The organism is Nonomuraea sp. NPDC049141, assembly GCF_040648415.1.
Lineage (GTDB): Bacteria > Actinomycetota > Actinomycetes > Streptosporangiales > Streptosporangiaceae > Nonomuraea.
This window is the reverse complement of the sequence record NZ_JBEZDR010000014.1, coordinates 265,341-291,762: the sequence shown is the minus strand read 5'-3', so window position 1 is coordinate 291,762 and position 26,422 is coordinate 265,341. Positions and strand designations below refer to the sequence as shown.

Here is a 26,422-nt window from a genome sequence, read left to right as displayed (position 1 = left end):
TCAGAGGCTACTGTTCGGATACCGAGCCCTGGGAGGCCTTGTGGATCGTCGTCGCTTTCTGACCAGAGCAGGTCTGGCCGCCGCGGCCGGCATCGCCGGGCCGTTCGCCGGAGTCGCCTGCGCGGGCGCCAGAGGCGGCGTCGCCCTGGCGACCGGGTACGGACCGCTGAAGGCGGTGCGCGACGCGCGTGACGGGAAGGTCCGGCTGCACCTGCCCGAGGGGTTCAAGTACCGCTCTTTCAGCCCGGCGGGCAGCAAATACTCCGACGGCTCCATCGTGCCGGGCAAGCACGACGGGATGGCCGCGTTCCGCGGCCCGCGCGACACCGCGATCCTGGTGCGCAACCACGAGGTCGCCGGGCCGGTCGGCGCGTTCGGGGACAAGGACAAGGCCTACGACCCGGCGGCCGGCGGCGGCACCTCGACCCTCCAGGTCACCCGTTACGGCGAGGTGCTCAAGAGCGCCCCGTCGCTGAACGGCACCATGATGAACTGCTCGGGCGGCCCCATGCCCTGGAACGCCTGGGTGAGCTGCGAGGAGACCGTCAACGGCCCCGACGTGGCCAACGACTTCAACGGCAACGACAACAGCAAGCTGACCCGCAAGCACGGCTACATCTTCGAGGTGCCGGTGTCGGGCACCTCCAACGCCAAGCCGATCAAGGCGGCCGGCCGGTTCGCGCACGAGTCGGCCGCGTTCGACCCGCAGGCCGGGGCCCTCTACCTGACCGAGGACTGCTTCGCGTTCGCCTCCGGCTTCTACCGCTACACGCCGCCGAAGCACCCGCTCAAGGCGGGGCGGCTGCTCGACGGCGGCCGGCTGCAGATGCTCGCGATCAAGGGCTCCCCGCACAAGGACCTGTCCAAGGGGCAGCGGGCCGGCGTCACGTACAACACGGTATGGGTGACCATCGACGACCCCGACCCCACCTTCACCGGCAAGCCGTCGAACGACGATGCCGTCCAGGCCGTCGGCAAGCAGGGCCGGGCCGAGGGCGCGGCGATCTTCTCCCGGCTCGAAGGGGCCATCTACCACCAGGGCGTCGTGTACTTCTGCTCCACCCAGGGCGGCGCCACCGCCGAGGGTGACACGCCGCCGTCCGGGTTCGGCAAGGGACGCGGGCAGGTGTGGGCGTACGAGACGTGGACCGGGCGGCTCAGGCTCGTGTACGAGTCGCCGCGCTCGTCCGTGCTGGACCTGCCCGACAACGTGACGGCCAGCCCCCGCGGCACGCTGGTGCTCTGCGAGGACGGCGACGGCGACAACTTCCTGCGCGGCCTCACCAAAAAGGGAGAGATCTTCGACTTCGCCCGCCTGGAGCCGGTGGAAGGAGACCCGGGCGCGGAGTTCGCGGGCTCCACCTTCGGCCCCGGCGGTCACACCCTGTACGTCAACATCCAGTCCAAAGAGGGCATGTCCTTCGCCATCTGGGGACCCTGGCAGCGGGGCTCGTTCTAGACGGCCAGCTCCGCGACCGCGGCGGCCACCTGGTCCACCTCCTCCTCGGTGTTGTAGTAGTGCGGTGACAGGCGCAGGCACCAGTCGACGTCCTTGTCGCCGAAGTCGAACTGGGCGAACTCCCGGAAGCTGAGCGCCGAGTTGATCCGCCGTGCGTCCATCGCCGCCTTGAACGGCTCCGGCTGCCAGCCCTCGATGGTGAAGGTGACGATGGCGCCCAGCTCAGGGCCCTGTTCGAGCACCCGTGCCCCCGGAACGGCGTCGAGCAGGTCACGCAGCCGGGCGGCGAGCGCGGGCGAGCGGCGCGCGATGGCCTCGACGCCGATTCCGCGGGCGTAGCGGGCGGCGGCCGCGCAGCCCAGCACGGTCGCGTACGGGAACTCCCACTCCTCGAACCGCGAGGCCGACTTGGCGGGCTGGTAGCGGTCCGGCCCGGTCCAGCGCGCGCCGTGCATGTCGATGAACAGTGGCTCGTAGCCCGCCTTGAGTACCCGGTCCGACACGTACAGGAAGCCCGAGCCGCGCGGTCCGCGCAGGAACTTCCGGCAGGTGGCGGTGAGCAGGTCGCAGCCGATCTCGGCCACGTCGATGGGGCGCTGGCCGATCGACTGGCAGGCGTCGACCATGTACAGCAGGTCCAGTTCGCGGCAGTGGCGGCCGATCTCGGCGACCGGCTGGACCAGCCCGGAGTTGGTGGGGATGTGGGTGGCGCTCACCAGCCGGGGGCGGTGCACCCGCATGAGCCTGGCCATCGCCGCCACGTCCACGCCGCCCTCCGGCGCGTCCGGCGCGTGCACGACCCGCACGCCGAAGCGCTTGCGCAGGGACAGGAACGCGATCTGGTTGGAGATGAAGTCGTTGCGCGTGGTCAGGATGACGTCGCCGGCCTCGAACGGGATCGCGGACAGGGCCGTGGCGAAGGCGTGGGTGGCGCTACCGGCGAACGCGATGTTCTCCGGATGGCAGTTGATCAGGCCGGCGAGCTCCGCGTAGAACTCGCGGACCTGGCCGGCGCGGGCGGCCGCCGCCTCGTAGCCGCCGATCTGGGCTTCCAGTCGCAGGTGGTCGACCATCGTGGCCAGCACCGGAGCGGCCAGCAGCCCGCATCCGGCGTTGTTGAAGTGCACGACCTGCTTACACCCTGGAGTGTCGGCTCGCAGGGCCTCGACGTCGAGTAGCGGTTCAGAGCTGCTATTGAAAGCGCTATTATCCAGTTTCATGTCGGATAGTAGCAGTTCGGCGGAGCTGGCAGTGCGGCTGCGTGCCCTGCTGTCCGGGATGGCGCCGGGTGACCGCCTGCCCAGCAGCCGCGACCTGGTCCAGCGCTACCGGGTGGGCCCGGTGACCGTGTCGCAGGCCATCGCCGCGCTGGCCGCCGAAGGCGCGGTGATCACCCGGCCGGGCAGCGGCACGTTCGTGGCGCCGCGCGCCAGGAAGGGCGCCGCGGTCGCCGACACCGCCTGGCAGACGGTCGCGCTCACCGACCGGGCCGTGGACACCCGCTCACTGACCGACGCGCTCGGCCCGCCACCCGCCGGGACGATCATGCTGGACGGCGGCTACCTGCATCGATCGCTGCAGCCGACGCGGGCACTGACCGCGGCACTGGGCCGCGCGGCCCGCCGCCCCGACGCGTGGGACCGCGCGCCCGCGGCCGGCCTGGCGCCGTTGCGCGCCGTGTTCGCCACCATGGCGGGTGGCGGCGTCACCCCGGACGACGTGCTGATCACGGCGGGCGGGCAGAGTGCGCTGTCGATGGCGTTCCGCGCCATCGTCGGCCCCGGCAACCCGGTGCTGGTGGAGTCGCCCACCTACCCCGGAGCGATGGCCGCCGCCCGCGCGGCCGGGCTCAGCCCGGTGCCGGTGCCCATGGACGCCGACGGTCTGCGGCCCGATCTGCTGGCCGAGGCGTTCGAGCTGACCCGCGCGCGGGTGCTGTACTGCCAGCCGGCCCACCACAACCCGACCGGCGCGGTGCTGGCGCCCGAGCGGCGCCGTCAGGTGGTCGAGGTGGCCAGGGCGGCGGGTGCGTTCGTGATCGAGGACGACTTCGCCCGGCACCTCGGCCATGGCGGGCCCGTGCCGCCTCCGCTGGTGGCCGACGACCGTGACGGCACCGTCGTCTACCTGACCTCGCTCACCAAACCGGCCGCGCCGAGCCTGCGCATCGGGGCGCTGATCGCGCGCGGGCCCGTGATGGCGCGGCTGCGGGCGGTCCGCCTGGTCGACGACTTCTTCGTCACCCGGCCGCTTCAGGAGGCCGCACTGGAGCTGGTCAGCTCGCCGGCCTGGGAACGGCACCTGCGCACGCTGGCCACGGCCCTTCGGGAGCGGCGCGGGGAACTGGCCGCCGCCGTCGCGCGCGAACTGCCGGGCTGGACCATCGCGCGGGTGCCCGCCGGTGGGCTGCACCTGTGGGTCCGCCTGCCCGACGGGCTGAGCGACCCGGTGGTCGCCGGCGCCGCCCGGCAGCTCGGGGTCGCGGTCAGCGCGGGCAGCCGCTTCTTCGCCACCGAGGTGCCCGCCGCGTGGCTGCGCCTCGGATTCGCCGCCACGGCCGACGCCGCCGAACTGGCCGAGGGCGTACGGAGGCTGGCAGCCCTCTGTTGAAGGCGGCCAAGCGGTTGTTCATACTCCAAAGCATGCTGTACATCTTCGGTTTTGAGCGGATCGGCGTGGCCGTGAGCGATCTGTACTTCGTCGATCCGAACCCGGGCAAGGGCCAGGAGGGAGCCGAGCACGGCGTACGTCTCGAAATACGGATGCTCGAACGAGGGCAGCTGAAAGGGTCCATCTATTCGGCGCGGCCCATCAACGTCGACCGGCCCATCTGGCGCGTCGACCTGCTGGAATCGGTCGACGGCCGCCCCGGCAGCTTCGACCGGACCCATCACCACCCGGCCTTCACCGAATGGAACCCGGGCCCACGCGTGTTCGACAAGGAGCTGTCGAGTGATCCCCTGACGTGGCTGGCGGGCAAGCTGGCGGATCTGGACGCCGTGCTGGAGAAGGCGGGGGTCGATCGCGACGAGTCGATCGCGGCGGACGTGGCCGCGTTGCGCGGGTGCGTTCCCGAGATCATCGACAGCGTCAGCCGCCTGCTCGCAAGGCTGGGTAAGGGCGAGCTCGGCACGCGGCCCGATGACGGGTCGGCCGACAGCGTCCGGGCCAGTTGGTTGTAGGCGCGCCCGTTAACCTGAGGGGATGATCCTGGGCATCGGCGTGGACGTCGTCGACATCGCGCGGTTCGAGTCGGCGCTGGAGCGCACGCCGGGGCTGCGCGAGCGGCTGTTCACCGAGGTCGAACGGCCGCTCGCGGTGCACTCGCTGGCGGCCAGGTTCGCCGCCAAAGAGGCCGTCGCCAAGGCGCTCGGCGCGCCGAGAGGGCTCGGGCACCTGGAGGCCGAGGTGCGCTGCGACGAGACCGGCAAGCCCGAGCTCCACGTCACCGGCAAGGCCGCCGAAGTCGCCTACGGCCTGGGCGTCAAGCGCTGGCACGTCTCGCTCAGCCATGACGCCGGTGTGGCGATGGCCTACGTGATCGCGGAAGGATAGCTTCGGATCATGCCTACCGCCTACACCGCCGACCAGATCAGGACCGCCGAGCGCGCGCTGATGGCGCGACTGCCCGACGGCACGCTCATGGACCGCGCCGCCGCCGGCCTGGCCGCCGTCTGCGCCGGCCTGCTCGGCAAGGTGTACGGCACGCGCGTCCTGCTGCTCATCGGCAGCGGTGACAACGGCGGCGACGCCCTCTACGCCGGAGCCCGGCTGGCCGGACGCGGCGCCCGGGTCGAGGCCGTCCTGGCGGGCGCCAAGACCCACGAGGCCGGTCTGGAGGCGTTCCGCCGGGCGGGCGGCACCATCGCCGGCCCGGACGCCCTCGACCGGGCCGAGCTGATCGTCGACGGGCTGGTGGGCATCGGGGCGACCGGCGCGTTGCGGGAGCCGTACGCACGGCTGGCCGAGGCGGCCAACACCGCGCCCGGCCTGGTCGTCGCGGTGGACGTGCCCAGCGGCGTCGACGCGAGCACCGGTCAGGTGGCCGGGGCGGCCGTCGCGGCCCAGGTGACGGTGACCATGGGAGCCCGCAAGACCGGGCTGCTCGTCGATCCGGGCGCGAGCTACGTGGGCGAGCTGGAGCTGATCGACATCGGGCTCGACCCCTACCTGCCCGACCCCGACGTGGTGTCGCTCTCCCACCATGACGTCTACGGCCTGCTGAAGCACCCGATGGGCGAGTCCGACAAATACCGCAGGGGCGTCCTGGGTGTAGCGGCGGGCAGTGACCGCTACACGGGCGCCGCCGTGCTCGCCGTGGGCGGGGCGCTGCGCGCGGGCGCGGGGATGGTGCGTTACGTGGGGCCGGCGGAGCCGGTGACCCAGGTACGCGCCCGCTGGCCCGAGGCGGTCATCACCGAGCTGAGCGAGCCGTCGATCGACGAGGTCGGGCGGGTGCAGGCATGGGTGCTGGGACCGGGTCTTGGCACCGGTGACTGGGCGCACGAGCTGGCCGCCAGGGTGCTGGCCAGTGACGTGCCCGTCCTGATCGACGCCGACGCCCTGACCCTGGTCGCCGGGGACAGGGCGCTGCTCCGCCGTACCGCGCCGGTGCTGATCACGCCGCACGCGGGGGAGCTGTCGCGGCTGCTGGGGGCCGACCGCGCGGCGATCGAGGCGGGCCGGCTCGAACACGCCCGCCGGGCGGCGGCGGAGCTGGGCGTGACCGTGCTGCTCAAGGGCTCGACCACGGTCGTGGCCGCGCGGGACCTGCCGGTACGCGTCAACGGGACCGGCACCGCGTGGCTGGCCACCGGTGGCACGGGCGATGTGCTCTCCGGCGTGGCCGGCGCGCTGCTGGCGCAGGGGCTCGACTGCTTCGACGCGGGCTCGTGCGGGGCCTACCTGCACGGGCTGGCGGGGCGGATCGCGGCAGACGACGCCCCGCTGACCGCCGCCGACGTGGCCGAGGCGGTGCCGGCGGCGATCCGCATGCTGCGGGGCGCATCGCGTTCTCCCAGGTGAGCCGGAGGGCGGTCGTCGCCCCAAGAGGGCGAATCGCGCTCGACCACGCGAGTGAGCTGCCAGACTGGAGGGATGACATCCCCGATGGCGACGCCCGCGGAGGCGCGGGTCGATCTGGCCGCGATCAGGCACAACGTGGCACTGCTCAAGGAGCGCGCGGGCGGCGCCGAAGTGCTGGGGGCCGTCAAGGCCGACGCCTACGGGCACGGGCTCGTCCCGACCTCCGAGGCCGTGCTGCAGGGCGGCGCGAGCAGGCTCGGCACCGCCTACATCCGTGAGGCGCTCGCGCTGCGGGCCGGTGGCATCACCGCGCCGCTGCTGTCCTGGATCATCACGCCGGGAGAGCCGCTCGACGAGGCGCTCGAAGCCGAGATCGAGCTGTCGGCGGCCGACGAGGGGCTGCTCGACGAGATCGCCGCTGCGGCGCGGCGCACCGGGCGGACCGCCCGGACGCACCTTGAGGCCGACACCGGCATGAGCAGGGGCGGTTCACCGCTCGCGGCCTGGCCGGGGCTGCTGGCCAGGGCGCTCGCCCTCCAGGCCGAGGGCGTCATCGAGATCGTCGGCCTGTGGTCGCACTTCGCCTGCGCGGACATGCCGGGGCACGGCTCGATCGACCGGCAGATCGAGGCCTTCGAGGCGGCGCTCAAGCAGGCCGAGCAGGCCGGCGCGGCCGGGTCCCACGTCATCAGGCACCTGGCCAACTCCGCCGCGATCCTGACGCTGCCGCGCACCCACTACGACATGGTCCGGCCCGGCATCGCGATGTACGGGCTCAGCCCGGTCCCCGAGCTGGGCGACTTCGGGCTGCGGCAGGCGATGACGCTGGTGGCGCGGATCGCGCTGGCCAAGCGGGTGCCGGAGAGCTCAGGAGTGTCCTACGGACACCTTTATGTCACGAGTTCCGAGACCACGCTTGGCCTGGTACCGCTCGGGTACGCCGACGGGATCCTCAGGCACGCGACGGGGCGGGCGGAGGTGCTGGCAGGCGGCCGCCGCAGGGCGATAGCCGGCCGGGTGTGCATGGACCAGTTCATGATCGACATGGGCGACGACCCGCTGGCCGCGGGGGACGAGGTCATCCTGTTCGGGCCAGGTGGGAGGGGTGAGCCGACCGCTCAGGAGTGGGCGGATAACCTCGGCACGATTACGCATGAGATCGTGACCAGGATCGGTTCGCGGGTGCCGCGGGTGTATAGGGGATCAGGGACATGACGACGACAACACGGCGGAAGGTCGGGATCGCCGGCGCGATCGTCGGTGCCGCTTCGGCCGGTGTGGCCGCCGCGGCACTGGCCAAACGCTACGCGGTGGGCCGCATGAGGCTGCGCCCCGACGCCGAGGCCAGCGAGCGGTTCGGCGAGCTGCGCGGCCGGGACCGCACGCTCATCACCTCCGACAGCACGGCCCTGCACGTCGAGCTCGACGGGCCCGAGGACGCGCCGCTGACCATCGTGTTCTGCCACGGCTACTGCCTGAGCCTGGAGTCGTGGCACTACCAGCGCCGTGACCTGCGCGACAACTACCGCATGGTGCTGTGGGACCAGCGCTCCCACGGCCGCTCCCAGCGCGCGAGCGCCGAGGACAGCACGATCGACCGGCTGGGCGACGACCTGGCCGAGGTGATCGACCGTTTCGTACCCGGCCCGTGCGTGCTGGTCGGCCACTCCATGGGCGGCATGACGATCATGGCGCTGGCCGACCGCCACCCCGAGCTGTTCGGTGACAAGATCCGCGCGGTGTCGCTCATCGCCACCTCGGCGGGCAAGCTGGCCGAGCTCACGCTGGGCCTGCCCGCGCTGCTGTCCAAGGTCGTGCACAAGATCGCTCCGCCGACGATCTCGATGCTGGGCAAGCGGGGCTCGTTCGTCGACAAGACCCGCCACGCGGGCAGCGACATCGCGTTCCTGATGACCCGTCTCATGGGCTTCGGCGACTCCAAGAACGTCAGCCCCACCCTGGTCGACTTCGCCGAGACGATGATCAGGGCGACGCCGACCGAGGTGTTCGCCGACTTCTACCCGGCACTGATGAACCACGACAAGCTGGCCGCCCTCCACGTCCTCGACCCGGTGCCGACCGCGATCCTGGTCGGCGACAAGGACTGGTTGACGCCGCCCGAGCACAGCAAGGCGATCGCCGCCGCGCTGCCCGAGGCCCAGCTCACCGAGGTGCCGGACACGTCGCACCTGATCCAGCTGGAGCGCCCGGGCGTGGTCAACGACGCGCTGCGCGACCTGATCAAGCGAGTGGAGCTGTAGTGGCGGAGAGGCTCCCGACCGCCGAGGACATGCGCGCCTACGGCGCCCGCCTGGCCGGCCTGCTGGGCCCCGGCGACCTGGTCGTCCTGTCCGGCCCCCTCGGCGCGGGCAAGACCACGCTCGTGCAGGGCATCGCCGAAGGGCTCAAGGTACGCGGCCCGATCACCTCGCCCACGTTCGTGATCGCCAGGGTGCACCCGTCGCTCCGGCAGGGCCCGCCACTCGTCCATGCCGACGCCTACCGGCTGGGCGGTGACCTGGAGGTCGACGACCTCGACCTCGACGCCTCGCTCGACGAGTCGGTGACGGTCGTGGAGTGGGGCGAGGGACTCGTCGAGGGGCTGTCCGACGACCGGCTGGAGATCCACATCGACCGTGAGAGTGGCGACGACGCCCGCATCGTGACGCTGCGCGGCGTCGGCGCCCGGTGGGCCGACACGCCGTCCGAACCTGCGGAAAAGTAAAATCCGCCCTGTCTTCCGGCAAAGCTGTCACCCTTGATCTACCTCACCATCGATAGAAAACATGATCATTGGTAAGGGTTCGCCCAGAAAATCTGGGTATCAGGAGGGGCGGCGTCCACTTTTTTGGTGGATGCTTGGTGAAGGACGGCGCGGAGTGGGGTGCGGCGGTGCTCAGGGTCAGGCGAGTCGCGTACGCGGGAGCCATCGTCATGATCGGCGCGGTCGGCTGCTCAGCCTCCGCCCAAACCACACCGACCGCCACACCATCAGCCTCGGCCAGCACCACCCCCACGCTCGGCGCCACTCCGACCGCCAGCAGGAAGCCCATCCTCGTGCAGTTGAGCCCCGCGAAGGTCACCGCGGGTGAGAACTCCAAGGTGTGGATCTTAGCGAACTGCCCGGTCCCCACCGGCGGCCCCGCGCACACGGGCACCGCCGCGTCCAAGGCGTTCCTCAGCGGCGTGCCGCTGACCACCGCGCCGACCGCCGCCACGGCCACGCCCACGCCGACCGGCCGCGTCACGGCCGCCAACCCGTGGGTACGCGGCGAGGCGCAGGTGTCGAGCACCGTCAAGCGCGGCTCCTACCTGGTCGAGGTCAAGTGCGACGGCACCAACGACACCGGCAAGGCCACTCTGCAGGTCGTCAGAGCGACCGCGGACACCTCGGACGACGACACCAAGCCCACCAAGGCACCCCGAGCGGGCGGCGGCGGCACCTTCGGCAAGGACATCGACGACGACTCGGGGATGCCGGTCGGCGGCGTGCTGGCCGGCGTGGCCGTGCTGGCGGCGGCCGGGCTGCTGATCAAGCGCCGCGTCCGGGGTTAGCCGATGGCCCGCCCTGGACGCGTGGTCCTCGCGGGAGCCGTCACCGGGCTGTTGCTGGTCGCGTTCGGCAAGTCCTACCAGAACACCACCAAGACGACCGGCTCCGTCGTGCCCCAGAGCATCGACATCCCGTCGATCGAGGTCGAGGCGCCGCTGATGAAGCTCGGCCTGAGCAAGGACGGCGAGGTCGAGCTGCCGCCGTACGAGAAGCCCAAGATGGCCGGCTGGTACACCGGCAGCGCGGTGCCCGGCGACAAGGGCGCCTCGGTCATCATCGGCCACGTCGACACCAAGACGGCCCCGGCGGTGTTCTACAAGCTCAGGCAGGTACGCAAGGGCGAGATCGTCAAGGTCGAGCGAAGCGACGGCAAGGTCGTCAAGTACAAGGTCGACTCGATCGAGCAGGTGGCGAAGGAGCAGTTCCCGGCCGAGCGCGTCTACGGCGGAGACGGCCTCAAGCTGGTGACCTGTGGCGGCAAGTTCGACTACGCCAAGGGCGAATACCTCGACAACATCATCGTCTACGCTTCCCGAGCGTGAGCGATGAGCGCAACCCGCCCGCCTCGGGCGCGCGGGTTCCCTGGCCGGAGGTGCACCCGGCCGCCCGCGCGGCCGTCGAGGAGTTCCTCGGCGCTCCCGTGACCGAGGCCGTGACGCAGCAGGGCGGGTTCTCGCCCGCGGCGGCGGCCCGGCTCCGCGCCGCCAACGGCCGGCGCGCCTTCGTCAAAGCCGTCGGCCCGGAGCCGAACCCCGACAGCGTCCGCCTCTACCAGGCCGAAGCCAGGATCGCCGCCGCCCTGCCCGAGTCCGTGCCCGCGCCGCGGCTCCAGTACGACGTCGAGATCGAGGGCTGGGTGGTGCTGGTCTTCGAGGACATCGAGGGCCGCCACCCCGAGCTGCCCTGGCGCCGCGACGAGCTCGACCGGGTGATGGAGGCCGTACGGCGCATGTCCGCCGCGCTCACGCCCCCGCCGATCGAGGTGCCGCCGGTCGCGGAGGCGTTCGGGGAGGCCTTCCGCGGCTGGCGCTCGCTGCTCGACGAGGACACCACCGGCCTCGACCCCTGGGCGCTTCGCCACCTCGGCGCGCTGGCCGAGCTGGAGTCCGGCTGGGCCGACGCCGCCGCCGGCGACACGCTCCTCCACGCCGACCTGCGGGCCGACAACCTGCTGCTCACCGAGGACCGCGTCTACGTGGTCGACTGGCCGTGGGCCTGCGTCGGCGCGAGCTGGTTCGACTCCCTGGGCATGCTGCCCTCGGTCGCCATGCAGGGCGGCCCGCCGCCGCAGGAGCTGTTCCCCGACCCCGATCCCGCCGCCACCGCGGTGATCGCCGCCTTCACGGGTTACCTGGTACGGCAGGGCCGCCGGCCGTCGCCGCCCGGCCTGCCCACGGTCAGGGCGTTCCAGCGGGCGCAGGGCGTCGTGGCGCTCGACTGGCTGAAACTGCGCACCGGCTGGGCGTGACCCGCCAGGCAGGTAGGCTAAACAGTCGTGCTGGTCCTGGCCTTTGATACCGCGACGCCCGCCGTCACGGCCGCCCTCCATGACGGGCAGCGAGTGCTCGCCGAGTCGACGACGATCGACGCCCGGCGACACGGCGAGCTGCTCGTCCCCACCGTCGAAACCGTGCTGCGCGAGGCGGGCGCCGTCCTGTCCGACGTCACCGCCGTCGTCGCGGGCAGCGGCCCCGGCCCCTACACGGGGCTGCGCGTCGGGCTGATGACCGCGCAGGGGCTCGCCACCACGCTGGGCGTCCCCGCGTACGGCATCTGCACCCTCGACGCCGTCGCCTACGGCAGCGGGTTCACCGAACCGTTCCTGGTCGCCACCGACGCGCGGCGCAAGGAGGTGTTCTGGGCCCGCTACGCGGACGCGCGCACCAGGCTCGACGGGCCGTTCGTCGACCGGCCCGCCGATGTGCCGGTGGACGGCCTGCCCGTGGCCGGTGCCGGAGCCGGGCTCTACCCCGACCTCCTGGGGCGATCCGACGCTCCGCCGTACCCCTATGCCGGGTTCCTGGCCGCCCTGGCGGCCGAGGGCATCGCGGCGGGGGTGGCGCTCGGGCCGCCGCGCCCGATCTACCTGCGGCGCCCCGACGCGGTGGTGCCCGGCGCGCCCAAGCGGGTGACGGCATGAAGCTCCGGCAGATGGACGTGCGGCTCCGGCAGATGACCGAGGCCGACCTGCCGGCGGTCATGGAGATCGAGCGCAACACGTTTCCGATGGACGCGTGGAGCGAGGGCATGCTCCGTGGCGAGCTGGCCGACCAGCCGCGGACCAGGCACTACGTGGTGGCCGTCGTCGGTGAGGAGATCGTCGGCTACGCCGGTCTGGCCGCCGCGGCCGACCAGGCCGACGTTCAGACCATCGCGGTCGACTACCCGCATCAGGGCACCGGGATCGGCGGCGCGCTGCTGGCGGAGCTGCTGGCCGAGGCCGGCCGGCGCGCGGCGCGGGAGATCTTCCTGGAGGTGCGCGCCGACAACCCGCAGGCGCGGGGGGTCTACGAGCACTTCGAGTTCGAGGTGATCGGCCGGCGCCGCCGCTACTACGACGACGGCACCGACGCGATCATGATGAGAAGGAAGCTGGATGGCTGACGCACCCCTGGTCCTGGGCATCGAGACGTCCTGCGACGAGACCGGCATCGGCATCGTCAGGGGCCACACGCTGCTGGCCAACACGATCGCCTCCAGCATGGAGGAGCACGCCAGGTTCGGCGGCGTGGTGCCCGAGGTCGCCTCGCGAGCCCACCTGGAGGCGATGACGCCGACGGTGGAGGCCGCGCTGGCGCAGGCCGGGCTGAAGTTCTCCGATATCGACGCGATCGCCGTCACCGCAGGCCCGGGGCTGGCCGGGGCGCTGCTCGTCGGCGTCGCCGCGGCCAAGTCCTACTCGCTCGGCCTCGGCGTGCCCCTCTACGGCGTCAACCATCTGGCCGCCCACGTCGCCGTCGACCAGCTCGAACACGGCCCGCTGCCCAAGCCGTGCATCGCCATGCTGGTGTCGGGCGGCCACTCGTCGCTGCTGCTCGTGCCCGACGTCGCCGAAGACGTGATCTCGCTCGGCTCCACCGTGGACGACGCGGCCGGGGAGGCGTTCGACAAGGTGGCGCGGGTGCTCGGCCTGCCGTTCCCCGGCGGCCCGTACATCGACAAGGCGGCCACCTCCGGCTCGGGCACGGCCATCGCCTTCCCGCGCGGCAAGATCGACGACGGCACGCTCGACTTCTCCTTCTCCGGGCTGAAGACCGCGGTGGCGCGCTGGGTGGAGGCCCGTGAGACGGCCGGCGAGTCCATCCACGTGCCCGACGTGGCGGCCTCTTTCCAGGAGGCCGTGGTCGACGTACTGACCCGCAAGGCGCTGCAGGCCTGCCGGAAGTACGAGGTGCGCGACCTGCTGATCGGCGGGGGTGTCGCGGCCAACTCCCGGCTGCGTGCCCTGGCCCAGGAGCGGTGTGACGCGGCGGGCGTACGGTTGCGGGTGCCGCGGCCCGGGCTGTGCACCGACAACGGCGCCATGGTCGCGGCGCTGGGGTCCGACCTGGTCGCGGCGGGCGTCACCCCGTCGGCGCTGGACATCCCGGCTGACTCGTCGATGCCGATCACGACCGTGCACGTATGACGGGCGCGTTGGGGCCGTTCCCCCCTGCGGGGGAGGCGGTTCCCTCCGGCGGGCGATGAGCCGGCCCTGACGCGGCTGCGATCTTCGAGGTAGATCGGGCAAGCCATGCCCGCAGGCCCGAAGGACCGCCGATGACCACCCTCACCGAAGTACCGCCGACCACCGGGCGGCTACGCGCCGCCTGGACGGCCGCCCACGCCCCCGTGCCCGGAGTGCCCCGCTGGGCGCGGATCGCCGCCTACGCCATCCCGTTCACCGTGCTGCCGGCCAGCGTCTGGCGGATCGCGGCGGTCACCTTGCACCTGCCGATCGGTCACGGCGAGCAGGGCGCCGGGGACATCCCGTCATGGCTCCCGATGGAGCTGTACGTGGTGCTGCTGTCGATCTTCTCCGAGCTGGTGGCGTTCACCGCCATCGGGCTGATCTCCGCGTGGGGAGAGGTGTTCCCGCGCTGGATCCCGGGTCTGCGCGGGAAGCGGGTTCCGGTGCTGGTCGCCGGTGTCCCCGCCGGGCTCGGCGCGGTCGCCCTCACCTGGCTGTGGACGCTGGCGGCGGTCGCCACCTCAGCCGGACACGACATCTACGGCCGGCCGCTGCCCGCGGACTTCCCCCTGGAGTTCCACGACTGGCAGGGCCTGCTGGCCGTCGCCGCCTACGCGCCGCTGCTGCTGTGGGGCCCGCTGCTGGGAGCGCTCACCGTCGCGTACTGGCGGCGCCGCCGCGCCAGGCCCGCCGCGCCTGTGGCAGCTCACAGGCCGTCGCGGTAGGAGGGGTAGGCGGGCGCCCAGCCGAGCTCCCGTTTCGCGCGTTCGCTGGACACCCGGATGCGAACGCCCGTCATGAAGGCCCGCATGTACGGCGTCGGCGTCAGCAACCAGCCGGGCACCCGCGGCGGTGCGGGGGCTTTCGCCGCCCGAGCCAGCGCTCGGACGTACTCGTCGAAGCTCACCGGCTCGTCATCCGCGACGTTGTACGCCCGGCCGGGCCGGCCCCGGTCGAGCGCGGCGACGGCGGCCGAGGCGGCGTCGTGGATGTGCACGAGCGAGATGACGCTGGCCGGGTGTACCTCCGGCAGCATCCGCCGCCTCGCCATGGCCATCATCTTCCGCGTGGTCACCTCGGGGCCGTAGAACAGGCCGTAGCGCAGGGCGATGCCCTCGATGCCCGGTGTGTTGAGCACCTGCTCCTCATTGGCGCGCAACGTCCTCATGTGCACGCCGAAGGGGCCCCTGGCGGGCTCGGCGAACGGCCGGTCCTCGGTCACCGGCTCCGGGCCGTGGTCGCGGTAGCCGTACCCGAGGAAGAACGACTGCGTGACGAAGCGGCGCGCGCCGACCTTCTCGGCGGCCGCGATCAGGTTGGCCGTGCCCCGCTCGCGCAGCGCGCCGGTCGGATACAGCGCGCGGTGGAACAGCGGCACGCCGGTGATCGCCGTCGCCTGGTGCATCACCGCGTCGGCCTGATGACCCTTCACCGCGGCGAGCAGGGCGTCGCGGTCCATCATGTCCGCGACCAGGCCGGTCGCGCCCGCCTCCGCCAGCTTGGCGGCACCGCGCTCGGTACGGGTGAGGCCGAGCACGGAGTGGCCGGCGGAGATCAGCTGGGGGATCAGCTCGGTGCCGACGGTGCCGGTGGCTCCTGCCAGAAGTACCTTCATTCCTGCTTCCTTGTTGTGTGGTGGGGTTCTCACGCAACAGCTGCGTGGCGGGGCTCCCGATGTGACATGGCGAGCCGTGAGATGACCTACGTGCCCGCTACGGTGGGCCGAAACCGCCCCGGGGGAGCTGGAAGGGATCGTGGCCGATGCTGAGGCGGTGTTCACGTGGCCTGCGTGCCGCCAGAGGACGTGGCTGCCCGAGCCGCGGGTGACGCCCGACTACCCGGTGACGGCCGCCGAGAACGTCACCACGGGCCTGCTGGTCGTGCTGGAGACGTTGTCACCGCTGAAGTGGGTGGCGCGGGTGCTCACCGGAATCGTTCCCCGGTACGCGGGGGTGGACGTCCGGCGCGACGGGGTGTCGGCCTGCCCCGGCGACGGCCCAGGATGCGCGTCGTCACGGCGGGGACCCCGTGAGCGTTCACGACCGGCCAGGAAGGTCGCGCGCCCAGGTCGGCGCGTGCGGGTGACCTTGGCTGTGCCGTACAGGGAGGTCAGTCTTTTCTGGTGGGGCGGAGGAGGGCTTCGGCGAGGGCGAGCATGGTCTCCTCCAGAGCGCCCAGGCGCTTGGTGAGGTCGCCGGTGGCGGGCTCGACGATGTCGGTGACCGTCTGGGTGAGCTCGGAGCGGTCGGGGCGCGCCGCGACCAGCTCCGTGAGCGCGGACGCGGCGGCGGTCAGGCGCTCGCCCTGGTCGGTGGTCTGGGAGTCGAGGAGCTCGCGCACTCGCTCGCCGATGCTGAGTGTCGCGGGTAGCTGACCGATGCGCTGGTTGACGGCCTCGATGCGGTCGTCGACGGCTTCGAGGTGCTCGTTGGCCTGTTCGGCGCGTACGGCGAGGCCAGTCAGGTTGGTCTCCACGCTGTTGAGCTGGGTGCCGAGGCCGTTGACCGAGGTGCCGAGACCGTTGATCGAGGTGTCGACGCCGGCCAGCCGGGTGTTCAGGCCGGTTACGGAGAGGTCGACCTCGGTGAGCCGCTCGCTCAGGCCCGTCACGGTGGCGTTGACGCCGGTGAGCTGGTTGTCCAGGCCGTCGAAGCGGGTGGTCAGGCGCTCCTCCACCTCGCCCAGGCGTTCGTCGAGTGACTCCAGGCCGTTGTCGAGCTGGTTGAAGCGGCCCTCGTTGCGGGTGGCGGACTCGGTGAGGTGCCGGTCGGCGACGGCCAGGCGTTCGTCGAGCCGGATGAAGTGGCCGTCGACGCGGCCGTCGAGCGCGTCGAACCGGTCGTCGTGGCGGGACAGGTGACTGTTGACGGAGTTGAGGTGCTGGTCGACGCCGCCGAGCCCGCTTTGGGCGTCGAGCAGCTTGCCGTCGACGACGTCGAGGCGACCGGTCAGGCGCTGCTCGGACTCGCCCACACGGGCGGTGAGACCCTGCTCGGTCCTGTCGAGACGCGCGATCAGGGTCTGCTCGGCCCTGTCGATACGCGTGGTCAGGGTCTGCTCGGTCTTGTCGAGGCGGCCGGCGAGTCGCTGGTCCAGGTCGGCCAGTTGCTGCTCAGCGTCGTCGAGGCGGCCGACGAGGCGTTGTTCGGTGCCGTCCACCTGGGCGCCGAGACGGTCCGTCGCCGCGGTGAGCTTGCCGCCCAGTTGGTTGGCGGTGGCGGTGAGCTTGCCGTCGAGCTGGTCGGTTGCGGCGGTGAGCTTGCTGTCGAGCTGCTCGGTGGCGGTGGTGAGTTGTGCGGCGGTGGCGGTGAGCTTGTCGTCGAGCTGCTCGGCCGTGGCGGCGAGCTTGCCCTCCAAGCCGTCGGGCAGCTCCAGCACCGCGCTTTCGACACGGTCGGTACGGGCGGTCAGCTCGGCGAGCGACTTGTCGATGCGGGTGAAGCGGTTGGCGGCGGCCTCCATGCCCGTGGTGAGCCGGCCCAGCCTCATGCCCAGATCACCCATCTGCTTGGTGATGCCGTCGGTGCAGTCGAGGACCGACTGCAGCTTCTTGAGCACCTCGTCCACGTTGTCGCCGACGCTGCCGACCTCGGCCCAGAGCCCCGGCAGCTCCGACACCGGCGCCACCCGCTGATGAACCGACTCCACATGCGCGTCAACGGTGCCCACCTGCTCGCCGACGGCGTCAACGTGGTCGCGTACCGCCTCCACATGCTGGGCGAGACCCTCGGCCCACATCGGCGGTTTGGCCGCGATGTCGTCAAGCCGCCCGCTCACCGTCTCGAGCGTGCCGCTCAGCCCGCCGAGCTCCCGTTCGCGGACCTCGCGCAGCAGCCACTCCATACCTTCGAGGCGCTGGCGGATCTCGTCGAGGACGGCGCCCTGGGTGCGCTGCTCGTAGACGTGATCCTGGGAAGCACGCGCCAGCAGGTCCCGCATCCTTTCGGAGATGGCGGAATCGCCGCCTGCCTGTAGAAGGGTGGTGTGGTTGGAGTGATCCACCGAAAGGCTCCTTCGCTCGCCGACGGTCTGCCGCGCAGCGGTGGGATAGGTCCGGTTTGCAGATGGAAGAAAGAGAGCGCGGCTAACCGCCAGCGTGCCCACCTTAGCCTCTCGATCAAGGTAAGTCAGGGGCGAAGTGAAAGATAGGTATTGGCCCGGGAACGCCCGGATTTGTCATTTATGCAGGTGGGGCGGCATGGCAAATCAGGACGGAAGGCTTATTCATCACGCGGGTAAGGACGATTACCGCTGATTTATCGCCAGAAAGCCGAAGGTCATTTCTGAGCCGCTCGATGTCGACTGCCGAGGCTCGCTTCTTGATAACGACATTTCCGATTTGCCGCTCGCGAAGGGTGGCGCGGAGGCGCTTCAGCGAGAACGGCAGCACTTCCTCCACCGAGTAACGCGCGGCCCACGGGGTGTCGAACGCCTCGTCGCTCGTGATGTAGGCGATCATCGGGTCGGGGAGGCGGCCATTGACCATCTCGGCGACCTCCCCGATGAGGTGTGCACGGATCGCGGCCCCGTCGGGCTCGTACACATAGCGCCCGACGGGACCGATCTGCGCCTCGACCCCGCGGGCGACGAGCGTTTCCCCACCGGGCAGCAACGTCGCCCGCCGCACCGCACCACCGGGCACCGTCGCCGGTGGCACCACATCTCCCAGCCGCTCAACAGCGCCGATCGGACCTGTGGCGCTGATTGTGGGCGCTTCGTCTGTTCTGGGGGCGCCGGTTGTGTCTGGGGTGCCGGCCCTGGTCGTGGCGTCGATGGAGCCTGTCCAGAGGGCCGCTTCTTTTACCTCGCCCTTGTACGACACCCACTCGGCTTCGGCGCCGGCCGGGATGAACTCGTACGGGATCCCCGGAGCCACCTTCAGACAGGCCCGCGGGGCCCTGGCGACCAGGTCGAGCACGACCGGCCACGGCGGCGAGTAGGCCATGGGGTCGAACGTCCTGCCCCGGCTCGTACGGCGGGCAGGGTCGGCGAACAGCCAGTCATACTCCTCCGGCGAGACCGTCGCGGCGTCGCCCACCCGGACGGTGACCCGCTCCCCGAGCCCGAGCGCTTCGGCGTTGGCCCGGGCGACCGCGACGGTCAGCGGATCGAGGTCCACGGCGTCCACGAGGCACCCGGCGCGGGCCAGCGCGATGAAGTCGCCGCCGATCCCGCAGCAGACGTCCACCACCCGCGTTCCCCTGGTCACGACCCGCGTTTCTCCGGCCCAGCCAGGCCTGCCACCGGCCGCGACCGGCGTTTCCCTGGCCGCGCCCTGCGCTTCGCCGGATGTGGCCCGCGTTCCGTCGGTGAGTGTGGCCAGGCGGCGGGCGCGGTGGGCGCCGACCTCGGCGCGGGTGGCCTGCTCCAGGCCGTGCGGAGTGAAGTACATGCTGGCCGCGTCGGCGCCGAACTTGGCTCTGGCGCGGTCGCGTAGCCCCGCCTGGGTGAGCGCGGCCGAGGTGAGCGCGGCGTCGTACGTCCTGCGCAGTCTCGTCGCGGCGGTCACCGGATCGGCCCCCACCAGCTCGACGGCCTCGGCCAGAGCGCGCTGCCCGCGCGGGGTGAGCAACTCGGTGAAGGCGTCGAGATCCACGTCACACCACGCTAGCGCCTCCCCGCCACGCTCCAGGCCGCGACCCCGTAGGCGCGAAGGCGGTGGTGAAGGGACGGGTGGCCGCACGCGTTGCGGTGGTCTGACGCGGCTGCCTGGCCAGATACGGCTGGTGGACTGATGTGTCCGCTGTGCGCGTAAAGCGGGTACTCGTGCGTACTCACGCATCCGCCGTACCCCACGAGCACGTGTCACCCCATTTACTCCCAACCTTGGGCAAGCTCTTGGGCCTGATCGCTCTGAGCAGACGCGTTCGTGTTGACTGTCAAGCCCCTCTTGCATATGTTTCCTGTTGGCACTCTCCCCTTGAGAGTGCCAACGTGCGACGAGGCAGGTCTGACACCCGCGACGGCAGGCCCCGCTGGTCGCCTCTTCTAGATCATTCAAATCTGAAGGGGAGGTCCGATCGTGACGACCGCCACCAAGGTTCCCGTTAAGCCGCTCGGCGACCGCATTGTGGTTCAGCCGCTTGAGGCCGAGCAGACGACCGCTTCCGGCCTGGTCATCCCTGACACCGCCAAGGAGAAGCCGCAAGAGGGCAAGGTCCTCGCGGTGGGCCCGGGCAACTGGGATGAGGACGGCGACAAGCGCATTCCGCTTGACGTCGCTGAGGGCGACATCGTCCTCTACAGCAAGTACGGCGGCACCGAGGTCAAGTACGGCGGCGAGGAGTACCTCGTGCTCTCCGCCCGCGACGTTCTCGCGATCATCGAGAAGTAAGTCGGATGCGTCGGGCCCCGGGCGCGCGCTTCTCGTCTGAGCGCGTGCGGCCGGGGCTTTCGACGCTAGGAGAGGACTTTCAGCATGGCCAAGATCCTAGCGTTCGACGAGGACGCCCGCCGCGCGCTTGAGCGCGGCGTCAACGCCCTCGCGGACGCCGTGAAGGTTACCCTCGGCCCGCGTGGCCGCAACGTCGTCATCGACAAGAAGTTCGGTGCTCCGACGATCACGAACGACGGCGTGACCATCGCTCGTGAGATCGAGCTGGAGGAGCGCTACGAGAACCTCGGCGCCCAGCTCGCCAAGGAAGTCGCCACCAAGACCAACGACGTCGCCGGTGACGGCACCACCACCGCGACCGTCCTGGCCCAGGCGATGGTCCGCGAGGGTCTGCGCAACGTGGCGGCCGGCGCTTCGCCGCTGTCGCTCAAGCGCGGCATCGACAAGGCCGCCAAGGCGGTCAGCGACAAGCTGCTCGCCAGCGCGCGCCCGGTCGAGGACAAGAAGGAGATCGCGAACGTCGCGACCATCTCCGCTCAGGACGCCAAGATCGGCGACCTGATCGCCGAGGCGTTCGACAAGGTCGGCAAGGACGGTGTTCTCACCGTCGAAGAGTCCAACGCCATGGGCATGGAGCTCGAGTTCACCGAGGGCCTCCAGTTCGACAAGGGCTACCTGTCGGCGTACATGGTGACCGACCCCGAGCGCATGGAGTCCGTCCTCGAGGACGCCTACATTCTGCTCACCCAGGGCAAGATCTCCTCGATCGCGGACTTCCTGCCGCTGCTCGAGCAGATCGCCCAGACCAAGAAGCCGCTGCTCGTGGTCGCCGAGGACGTCGAGGGCGAGGCCCTGGCCGTTCTGGTCACCAACAAGATCCGTGGCACGTTCACCTCCGTGGCCGTCAAGGCTCCGGGCTTCGGCGACCGCCGCAAGGCGATGCTGCAGGACATCGCCATCCTCACCGGTGGCCAGGTCGTGAGCGAGGAAGTCGGTCTCAAGCTCGAGAACGTCGGCCTTGAGGTGCTCGGCACCGCTCGCCGCATCGTCGTCACCAAGGACGCCACGACCATCGTCGACGGCGCCGGTGACGCGAAGGCGATCGAGGACCGGGTCAAGGAGATCAAGCTCGCCATCGAGCAGTCCGACTCCGACTGGGACCGCGAGAAGCTGCAGGAGCGCCTGGCCAAGCTGGCCGGCGGCGTGTGCGTGCTGCGCGTCGGCGCTGCCACCGAGGTGGAGCTCAAGGAGAAGAAGCACCGTCTCGAGGACGCGATCTCCGCTACGCGGGCCGCGATCGAGGAGGGCATCGTCTCCGGCGGTGGCTCCGCGCTGATCCACGTCTCCAAGGACCTCGACGACCTCGGCCTGACGGGCGACGAGGCGACCGGTGTCGCCATCGTCCGCCGCTCGCTGGTCGAGCCGACGCGCTGGATCGCCGAGAACGCCGGTCTCGAGGGCTACGTGGTCACCCACAAGGTCTCGGAGCTGTCCGCGGGCCACGGCCTCAACGCCGCCACGGGCGAGTACGTCGACCTGCTCAGCGAGGGCGTCATCGACCCGGTCAAGGTCACCCGCTCGGCCGTGCAGAACGCCGCGTCCATCGCCGGCATGCTCCTCACCACCGAGGCGCTCGTCGTCGACAAGCCGGAAGAGGAGTCCGCTCCTGCCGGTGGGGGCCACGGTCACGGCCACGGTCACTGACCAGTTTCTCCCTTACACGGTTCGCGCCTGTTCTCTGGGTGCGGGCCGTGTTTTGGTTTTTGCGGCTTTACGGCAGGCATGGGCCGGCCCCACCCGCCGTCCAGGGCCGGGGTCTGTCCAGGGGCACGCTCCTCCGGTGGAGGCGGCTGAGCGCCGTGACGCGCGCATGGTGGGCCCCGGCCATCCCTTCTTGCCCGGGTTGCCGCCCTGGCACTTCCTTGGACGCTGAGGCGCCGCGTATCGCCTACCCTCGGCCGCTCTCACGGCCGAGAGACGTTGGCCCAACTCCCACCACCAGGTATGGCATATGACATACGCTCAATCCCGGCAGGCCGCTGGAGAGGTGGCCGAACGATGATGAAGTGGGAAAAGTCCTTTATTCGGGTAAACCTGATGTGTGCCGTAAACGTCTAGCCGCCTGGCAATTTCTGCACATTTCGGGTTATGGGATGAAATATTCTTCCGCAATAAAGGCTTAGTGTCGTCGTTTGATTACTGCCCGTTATCGTCTCGTCAATGTGACCAATCCGTAGCCGTTCGCGATGACGACAGGCCCGATCAGTGCGGGCATCATGCCTATCGTGAGCGAGGGAAGCGTCGCCGACGCCAAAATTGGGGTAAGGCTCGCGTCGAGACTTCCGGCACGGACGGATGACTCCGACCTAAGGGAACTGACGAGCCTCGCCGTGCAGGGAGATCGCAGTGCGATCGAATCCCTGCTGGGCGAGTTGCGTCCGATGGTGGTGCGCTATTGTCGCGCCAGGCTGGGCAGGGTTTCAGGGCAATATCACATTGCCGATGACGTAGCCCAGGAGGTGTGCATCGCGGTCCTGTCCGCGCTGCCGCGATACCGAGACATGGGGCGGCCTTTCGCCTCCTTCGTCTTCGGTATCGCCTCGCACAAGGTGGCCGATGCGTTGCGGAGTTCGGTCCGCTCGGCCGTACCGACTCAGGATCTACCGGACGGGCCGGACGATGGACCGGGGCCCGAGGAGACGGTAGTCCGTTACATCGAGGTGGAGTACGCCCGCAGGCTGCTCGCCAAGCTGCCCGACAACCAACGCGAGTTGCTGTTGTTGCGGGTGGTGTCGGGGTTGTCGGCGGAGGAGACCGGTAATGTACTCGGTATGTCACCAGGTGCGGTCCGCGTCGCCCAGCATCGAGCGCTGGCGAGGTTGCGGCAGATGGCCGAACTGGAGTCGGCTTGACGCCGGAGGAGCAGACTGACGCGCTTCTCGACGTGCTAGCCCGCGGCGAGCTGCCTGATTCGCGCGATCCGGCCGCACGGCTGCTCGCCGTGCTGCTGGACGACGTGGATCAGCGGCGCTCCTCGGTGTCGATGACACCGTCGACATAGCCTCTGGCGTACTCCCAGGTCACGTAGTCGGCCGGGTCGGGAAGAAAGGCCGGCTCGTGCATCTGGGGCTGGCCTTTGTCGATCATCTGGCGCAGATTGCCGCGCAGCAGCTCCCAGTCGAAGAAGTGCTGCTCGCCGCATTCCGGGCAGTCGAGCACGAGTCCCAGCACTCCCTGCTGCTCTAACAAGGAGCGAAAGACCTCGACGTCGGCGAGGTCGGTGATGGCCTCGTCGCGCTCGCTCGCGGTCAGCGGTTCGGCGTCGTCGAGCTCGCCCATCGCTGAGGAGGGGTCGTTCGGGTCGTCCGCGAACGGGTCGCGGGGGACGTCTTCCAGCACCTTCCCACCATATGACCGATGCGGCCGACGCGGTGGCTATTAGCTCAGCCAGCCACGCCGCGCGGCCTCCACACCTGCGTGAAAGCGTGATTGCGCGCCGAGCTGAACCATGGCGTCGGCGAACCTGGCCCGTACCGTGCGCACCGAGACGCCCAGCTGGCGGGCGATCGAGTCGTCGCACATGCCCTGCGCCGCGAGCCGCAGCACCTGCACCACGCCCTCGCCCCGGCGGCCCCAGGGCAGGGGTACGGCCCGGCCCCACAGCTCCTCGAAGAGCGATCGGAGCATGCCGACGACGATCGGCGTCCGTACTAAATAGAAGTTGTACGCGTGGTCGGGCAGGTTGCCGCCCCATAAAGCAGGCAGGCCGGCGGCGTCGGAGCCGGCGGTCATGAACCAGCTCGGCACCCGGTCCAGTGTGCGGACCGTTCCGCCGGTCGCCAGCAGCCTGGTCAGCTGGTCGCGTACGCCGGGCAGGGTGAGCGTGGAGACCGGGATGACGGCCCGCACATTCAGGAGTTTCCGCTGCTGTGCATCGATCCAAGGATCGGCAAATTTTCGTACAAAGTCTGCCATGGTGCGGTCATCGGGGATCGCGGTGAGCAGTCGCATCGGCGGGGACTGCACCGCCATGCCCACCACGCTCTCGTAGAGCACGTCGGCGCCGCTCACCATCTCGACCCGGAACGCGCCGTTCTGGTAGTCGTGCCCCACGTCGTAGTCGCGGATCAGCCCCCGGATCGATCCAAGCGCGGAGTCGATGCGCCTGCTCTCCTCGGCCAGCCGGTCGAGGCGCTCGGCGATCAGCCGGCCGAGCGCGGCGGCGGGGTGCCTGGCCAGGTACTCGCCCGACTGCTCGTCGATCACGCCGAGCCTGACCAGGTCGTCGAGCTGCCTGCTCACCTTGTCCACGGGACCGTCCATGGCCTCGGCCAGTTCGGTACGCGTGGTTCTGTGCAGGCGCAGCACCGCCGTGTACAGCGCGGTCTGAGCCGGGTCGAGGCCCAGCGTCGCGAGGGGATCAGACGCCTTAAGGGGATCAGACACCTTAAGGGGATCAGACACGGTGTGGGACTCGGTGCGCATATAAGGGGCTCCGTAGGGAGGACACGGGCGTGTCGTGAGAATAACTCGGCGATACGTCCTTGTCCGCTCCTTGCGTTGGACTCCCTGGTCACATGTGCAACTTCGTGCAATTGCACGTTTTCACATTGCGGTGTGCCGATGAGTAACGCAGGCTTAACCCAGCGTCGGCATCCACTTGAGCTGGCAGCGCTGGCCATCAGGACGCGGAGGGGGGTTCGGTGGCGCTTTACGCGCTTCCGCCCGGATGCCGGTGGCCGGAGGATGGGGCGGATCACCGACCGCCCCATCCCTCGGCACTTTTGGCGGCCGGGGGTACGACGGGCCGTGGGGGCCATCGTGCTCCCGGCCTCAAGACTTTTGCACGTAGGCCCTAGACTTGCCTGCATCAGCATCGGCAGGAGGGGCCGCAGCATGTCCAAGTTCACCGAGACAGGTCTGACCTTCGACGACGTGTTGCTCGTCCCGAGCTATTCAGATCTGCAACCCGGTGACGCGGATACCGGGTCGCGGCTCTCCCGTGGGATCAGACTGTCGATCCCGCTGGTCTCCGCCGCGATGGACACCGTCACCGAGGCCCGCATGGCCGTCGCGATGGCCCGCCAGGGCGGCATCGGCATCCTGCACCGCAACCTGTCGGCAGAAGAGCAGGCTCAGCAGGTGGACCTGGTCAAACGGTCCGAGGCCGGGATGGTCACCAACCCGGTGACCTGCACTCCCGACAACACCCTGGCCGACGTGGAGCGGCTGTGCGCGACGTACCGGATCTCCGGGGTGCCGGTCACGGACGTCTCCGGCGTACTCGTCGGCATCGTGACCAACCGCGACATGCGCTTCGAGACCGACCAGTCGCGCCCCGTGCGCGAGGTCATGACCAAGATGCCGCTGGTCACCGCCCCGGTGGGGGTGTCGCGTGACGACGCGTTCGCGCTGCTCCGGCGCAACAAGATCGAGAAGCTGCCCCTCGTCGATCACGAGGGCAAGCTGCGCGGCCTGATCACGGTCAAAGACTTCACCAAGAGCGAGCAGTACCCACTGGCCACCAAGGACGCCGACGGCCGCCTGGTCGTCGGCGCCGCGGTGGGCGTCGGCGGCGACGCGGAGCTGCGGGCCAAGGCGCTGATCGAGGCGGGCGTCGACGTGATCGTGGTCGACGTCGCGCACGGCCACTCCAAGGGCCTCGCCGAGATGATCGCCAAGGTCAAGGCCAACAGCAAGGTCGACGTCATCGGCGGCAACATCGCGACGAGGGCGGGCGCCCAGATGCTCGTCGACGCGGGTGTCGACGCGGTCAAGGTCGGTGTGGGCCCCGGCTCCATCTGCACCACCCGCGTCGTGGCCGGGGTGGGCGCGCCGCAGGTCACCGCCATCTACCAGGCGTCGCTGGCGTGCGGGCCGGCCGGTGTGCCGGTCATCGGCGACGGCGGCCTTCAATACTCCGGCGACATCGTCAAGGCCATCGCCGCCGGCGCCGACACGGTCATGCTCGGCTCGCTGCTCGCCGGCTGCGAGGAGTCGCCCGGTGAGCTGATCTTCATCAACGGCAAGCAGTTCAAGTCGTACCGCGGCATGGGCTCGCTCGGCGCGGTCCGCAACCGCGAGCGCGGCGGCATGTCCTTCAGCAAGGACCGCTACGCCCAGGCCGACGTCGGCGGCGACGACAAGTACATCCCCGAAGGCATCGAAGGCCAGGTCCCCTTCCGGGGCCCGGTCGCGGCCGTCGCCCACCAGCTGATCGGCGGACTGCGCCAGGGCATGTGGTACGCGGGCTGCCGCACGATCAGCCAGATGCACACCGACTGTGAGCTCATGCCGATCACGGCGGCGGGTCTCACGGAGAGCCATCCCCACGACATTCAGATGACCGTGGAAGCCCCGAACTATCACAGAAGGTAAGAC

25 protein-coding genes are annotated in these 26,422 nt (G+C 70.4%); 19 read left to right on the top strand and 6 right to left on the bottom strand.

Translation table 11 applies throughout. The annotated features are described in order from the left end of the window. The first annotated feature begins 40 nt into the window (after positions 1 to 40). Positions 41 to 1,459, top strand: coding sequence for an alkaline phosphatase PhoX (locus AB0B91_RS38205; protein ID WP_358330560.1), 1,419 nt, complete (start codon positions 41 to 43; stop codon positions 1,457 to 1,459). On the opposite strand, the gene AB0B91_RS38200 is transcribed toward AB0B91_RS38205, so the two are convergent. Next, entirely contained in the window at positions 1,456 to 2,586 is a 1,131-nt protein-coding gene (locus tag AB0B91_RS38200; RefSeq protein ID WP_358330558.1) for an aminotransferase class V-fold PLP-dependent enzyme, read from the bottom strand. The two genes, AB0B91_RS38205 and AB0B91_RS38200, sit on opposite strands and share 4 nt — an antisense overlap. Before the next feature lie 91 nt (positions 2,587 to 2,677). Here AB0B91_RS38200 and AB0B91_RS38195 point away from each other — a divergent pair, with 91 nt between their 5' ends. From AB0B91_RS38195 to AB0B91_RS38130, 14 genes are all read left to right on the top strand, one after another. Further along, positions 2,678 to 4,069: a PLP-dependent aminotransferase family protein gene (locus AB0B91_RS38195; protein WP_358330556.1), complete on the top strand. Its 1,392-nt coding sequence runs from the start codon at positions 2,678 to 2,680 to the stop codon at positions 4,067 to 4,069. Positions 4,070 to 4,101: 32 nt separating this feature from the next. Further along, positions 4,102 to 4,641: a hypothetical protein gene (locus tag AB0B91_RS38190; RefSeq protein WP_358330553.1), complete on the top strand. Its 540-nt coding sequence runs from the start codon at positions 4,102 to 4,104 to the stop codon at positions 4,639 to 4,641. 22 nt (positions 4,642 to 4,663) lie between these two features. Continuing rightward, complete coding sequence (locus AB0B91_RS38185; RefSeq protein WP_358330550.1) at positions 4,664 to 5,014, top strand: holo-ACP synthase; 351 nt, start codon at positions 4,664 to 4,666, stop codon at positions 5,012 to 5,014. Positions 5,015 to 5,023: 9 nt separating this feature from the next. Further along, a complete protein-coding gene (locus AB0B91_RS38180; RefSeq protein ID WP_358330547.1) occupies positions 5,024 to 6,484 on the top strand; it encodes an NAD(P)H-hydrate dehydratase in 1,461 nt (486 codons plus the stop codon). Between the two features lie 84 nt (positions 6,485 to 6,568). Then, positions 6,569 to 7,699, top strand: coding sequence for an alanine racemase (alr, locus tag AB0B91_RS38175; protein WP_358330657.1), 1,131 nt, complete (start codon positions 6,569 to 6,571; stop codon positions 7,697 to 7,699). Then, complete coding sequence (locus tag AB0B91_RS38170) at positions 7,696 to 8,745, top strand: alpha/beta hydrolase (protein ID WP_358330544.1); 1,050 nt, start codon at positions 7,696 to 7,698, stop codon at positions 8,743 to 8,745. Before alr ends, AB0B91_RS38170 begins: the two co-directional genes overlap by 4 nt. Then, positions 8,745 to 9,209, top strand: a complete 465-nt coding sequence (gene tsaE / locus AB0B91_RS38165) for a tRNA (adenosine(37)-N6)-threonylcarbamoyltransferase complex ATPase subunit type 1 TsaE (RefSeq protein ID WP_358330541.1) — start codon at positions 8,745 to 8,747, stop codon at positions 9,207 to 9,209. Before AB0B91_RS38170 ends, tsaE begins: the two co-directional genes overlap by 1 nt. A 137-nt stretch (positions 9,210 to 9,346) precedes the next feature. Then, positions 9,347 to 10,039 carry a hypothetical protein gene (locus AB0B91_RS38160; protein ID WP_358330538.1) on the top strand — a complete coding sequence of 231 codons (693 nt, stop codon included), beginning with the start codon at positions 9,347 to 9,349 and terminating at the stop codon, positions 10,037 to 10,039. 3 nt (positions 10,040 to 10,042) lie between these two features. After that, positions 10,043 to 10,579 carry a class F sortase gene (locus AB0B91_RS38155; RefSeq protein ID WP_358330535.1) on the top strand — a complete coding sequence of 179 codons (537 nt, stop codon included), beginning with the start codon at positions 10,043 to 10,045 and terminating at the stop codon, positions 10,577 to 10,579. Next, on the top strand, positions 10,576 to 11,505 hold the full coding sequence (locus AB0B91_RS38150) for a phosphotransferase (protein WP_358330532.1): 930 nt from the start codon (positions 10,576 to 10,578) through the stop codon (positions 11,503 to 11,505). Before AB0B91_RS38155 ends, AB0B91_RS38150 begins: the two co-directional genes overlap by 4 nt. Positions 11,506 to 11,532: 27 nt before the next feature. Beyond that, positions 11,533 to 12,177 (top strand): tRNA (adenosine(37)-N6)-threonylcarbamoyltransferase complex dimerization subunit type 1 TsaB, encoded by a 645-nt coding sequence (gene tsaB, locus AB0B91_RS38145; protein WP_358330530.1) that lies wholly within the window; start codon positions 11,533 to 11,535, stop codon positions 12,175 to 12,177. Further along, positions 12,174 to 12,641, top strand: a complete 468-nt coding sequence (gene rimI, locus AB0B91_RS38140; protein ID WP_358330527.1) for a ribosomal protein S18-alanine N-acetyltransferase — start codon at positions 12,174 to 12,176, stop codon at positions 12,639 to 12,641. Before tsaB ends, rimI begins: the two co-directional genes overlap by 4 nt. Further along, the gene (tsaD, locus tag AB0B91_RS38135; RefSeq protein ID WP_358330524.1) at positions 12,634 to 13,665 is read left to right on the top strand and encodes a tRNA (adenosine(37)-N6)-threonylcarbamoyltransferase complex transferase subunit TsaD; all 1,032 of its coding nucleotides are present in this window, start codon (positions 12,634 to 12,636) and stop codon (positions 13,663 to 13,665) included. Before rimI ends, tsaD begins: the two co-directional genes overlap by 8 nt. A 131-nt stretch (positions 13,666 to 13,796) precedes the next feature. Next, a complete protein-coding gene (locus AB0B91_RS38130) occupies positions 13,797 to 14,432 on the top strand; it encodes a hypothetical protein (protein WP_358330521.1) in 636 nt (211 codons plus the stop codon). Here AB0B91_RS38130 and AB0B91_RS38125 read toward each other — a convergent pair. From AB0B91_RS38125 to AB0B91_RS38115, 3 genes are all read right to left on the bottom strand, one after another. Continuing rightward, the gene (locus AB0B91_RS38125) at positions 14,414 to 15,322 is read right to left on the bottom strand and encodes an NAD(P)-dependent oxidoreductase (RefSeq protein WP_358330518.1); all 909 of its coding nucleotides are present in this window, start codon (positions 15,320 to 15,322) and stop codon (positions 14,414 to 14,416) included. The two genes, AB0B91_RS38130 and AB0B91_RS38125, sit on opposite strands and share 19 nt — an antisense overlap. Before the next feature lie 494 nt (positions 15,323 to 15,816). After that, positions 15,817 to 17,709, bottom strand: a complete 1,893-nt coding sequence (locus tag AB0B91_RS38120; RefSeq protein WP_358330515.1) for a hypothetical protein — start codon at positions 17,707 to 17,709, stop codon at positions 15,817 to 15,819. A 178-nt stretch (positions 17,710 to 17,887) separates the two neighbouring features. Next, the gene (locus AB0B91_RS38115) at positions 17,888 to 19,303 is read right to left on the bottom strand and encodes a class I SAM-dependent methyltransferase (RefSeq protein ID WP_358330511.1); all 1,416 of its coding nucleotides are present in this window, start codon (positions 19,301 to 19,303) and stop codon (positions 17,888 to 17,890) included. A 423-nt stretch (positions 19,304 to 19,726) separates the two neighbouring features. Here AB0B91_RS38115 and groES point away from each other — a divergent pair, with 423 nt between their 5' ends. The 3 genes from groES to AB0B91_RS38100 all read left to right on the top strand — a co-directional run bounded on the left by groES (position 19,727) and on the right by AB0B91_RS38100 (position 22,953). Then, complete coding sequence (groES, locus tag AB0B91_RS38110) at positions 19,727 to 20,041, top strand: co-chaperone GroES (RefSeq protein WP_214633886.1); 315 nt, start codon at positions 19,727 to 19,729, stop codon at positions 20,039 to 20,041. Between the two features lie 84 nt (positions 20,042 to 20,125). Next, positions 20,126 to 21,745 carry a chaperonin GroEL gene (gene groL, locus AB0B91_RS38105; protein ID WP_358330509.1) on the top strand — a complete coding sequence of 540 codons (1,620 nt, stop codon included), beginning with the start codon at positions 20,126 to 20,128 and terminating at the stop codon, positions 21,743 to 21,745. Positions 21,746 to 22,317: 572 nt separating this feature from the next. After that, entirely contained in the window at positions 22,318 to 22,953 is a 636-nt protein-coding gene (locus AB0B91_RS38100) for a sigma-70 family RNA polymerase sigma factor (RefSeq protein WP_246651813.1), read from the top strand. A 109-nt stretch (positions 22,954 to 23,062) separates the two neighbouring features. Here AB0B91_RS38100 and AB0B91_RS38095 read toward each other — a convergent pair whose 3' ends face one another. Further along, a complete protein-coding gene (locus AB0B91_RS38095) occupies positions 23,063 to 23,440 on the bottom strand; it encodes a DUF5319 domain-containing protein (RefSeq protein ID WP_214633227.1) in 378 nt (125 codons plus the stop codon). Positions 23,441 to 23,479: 39 nt separating this feature from the next. After that, positions 23,480 to 24,487 carry a LuxR C-terminal-related transcriptional regulator gene (locus AB0B91_RS38090; protein ID WP_358330506.1) on the bottom strand — a complete coding sequence of 336 codons (1,008 nt, stop codon included), beginning with the start codon at positions 24,485 to 24,487 and terminating at the stop codon, positions 23,480 to 23,482. Between the two features lie 450 nt (positions 24,488 to 24,937). On the opposite strand from AB0B91_RS38090, the gene guaB reads away from it, so the two are divergent. Next, complete coding sequence (gene guaB / locus AB0B91_RS38085) at positions 24,938 to 26,419, top strand: IMP dehydrogenase (RefSeq protein WP_358330503.1); 1,482 nt, start codon at positions 24,938 to 24,940, stop codon at positions 26,417 to 26,419. The last annotated feature ends 3 nt before the right edge of the window (positions 26,420 to 26,422 follow it).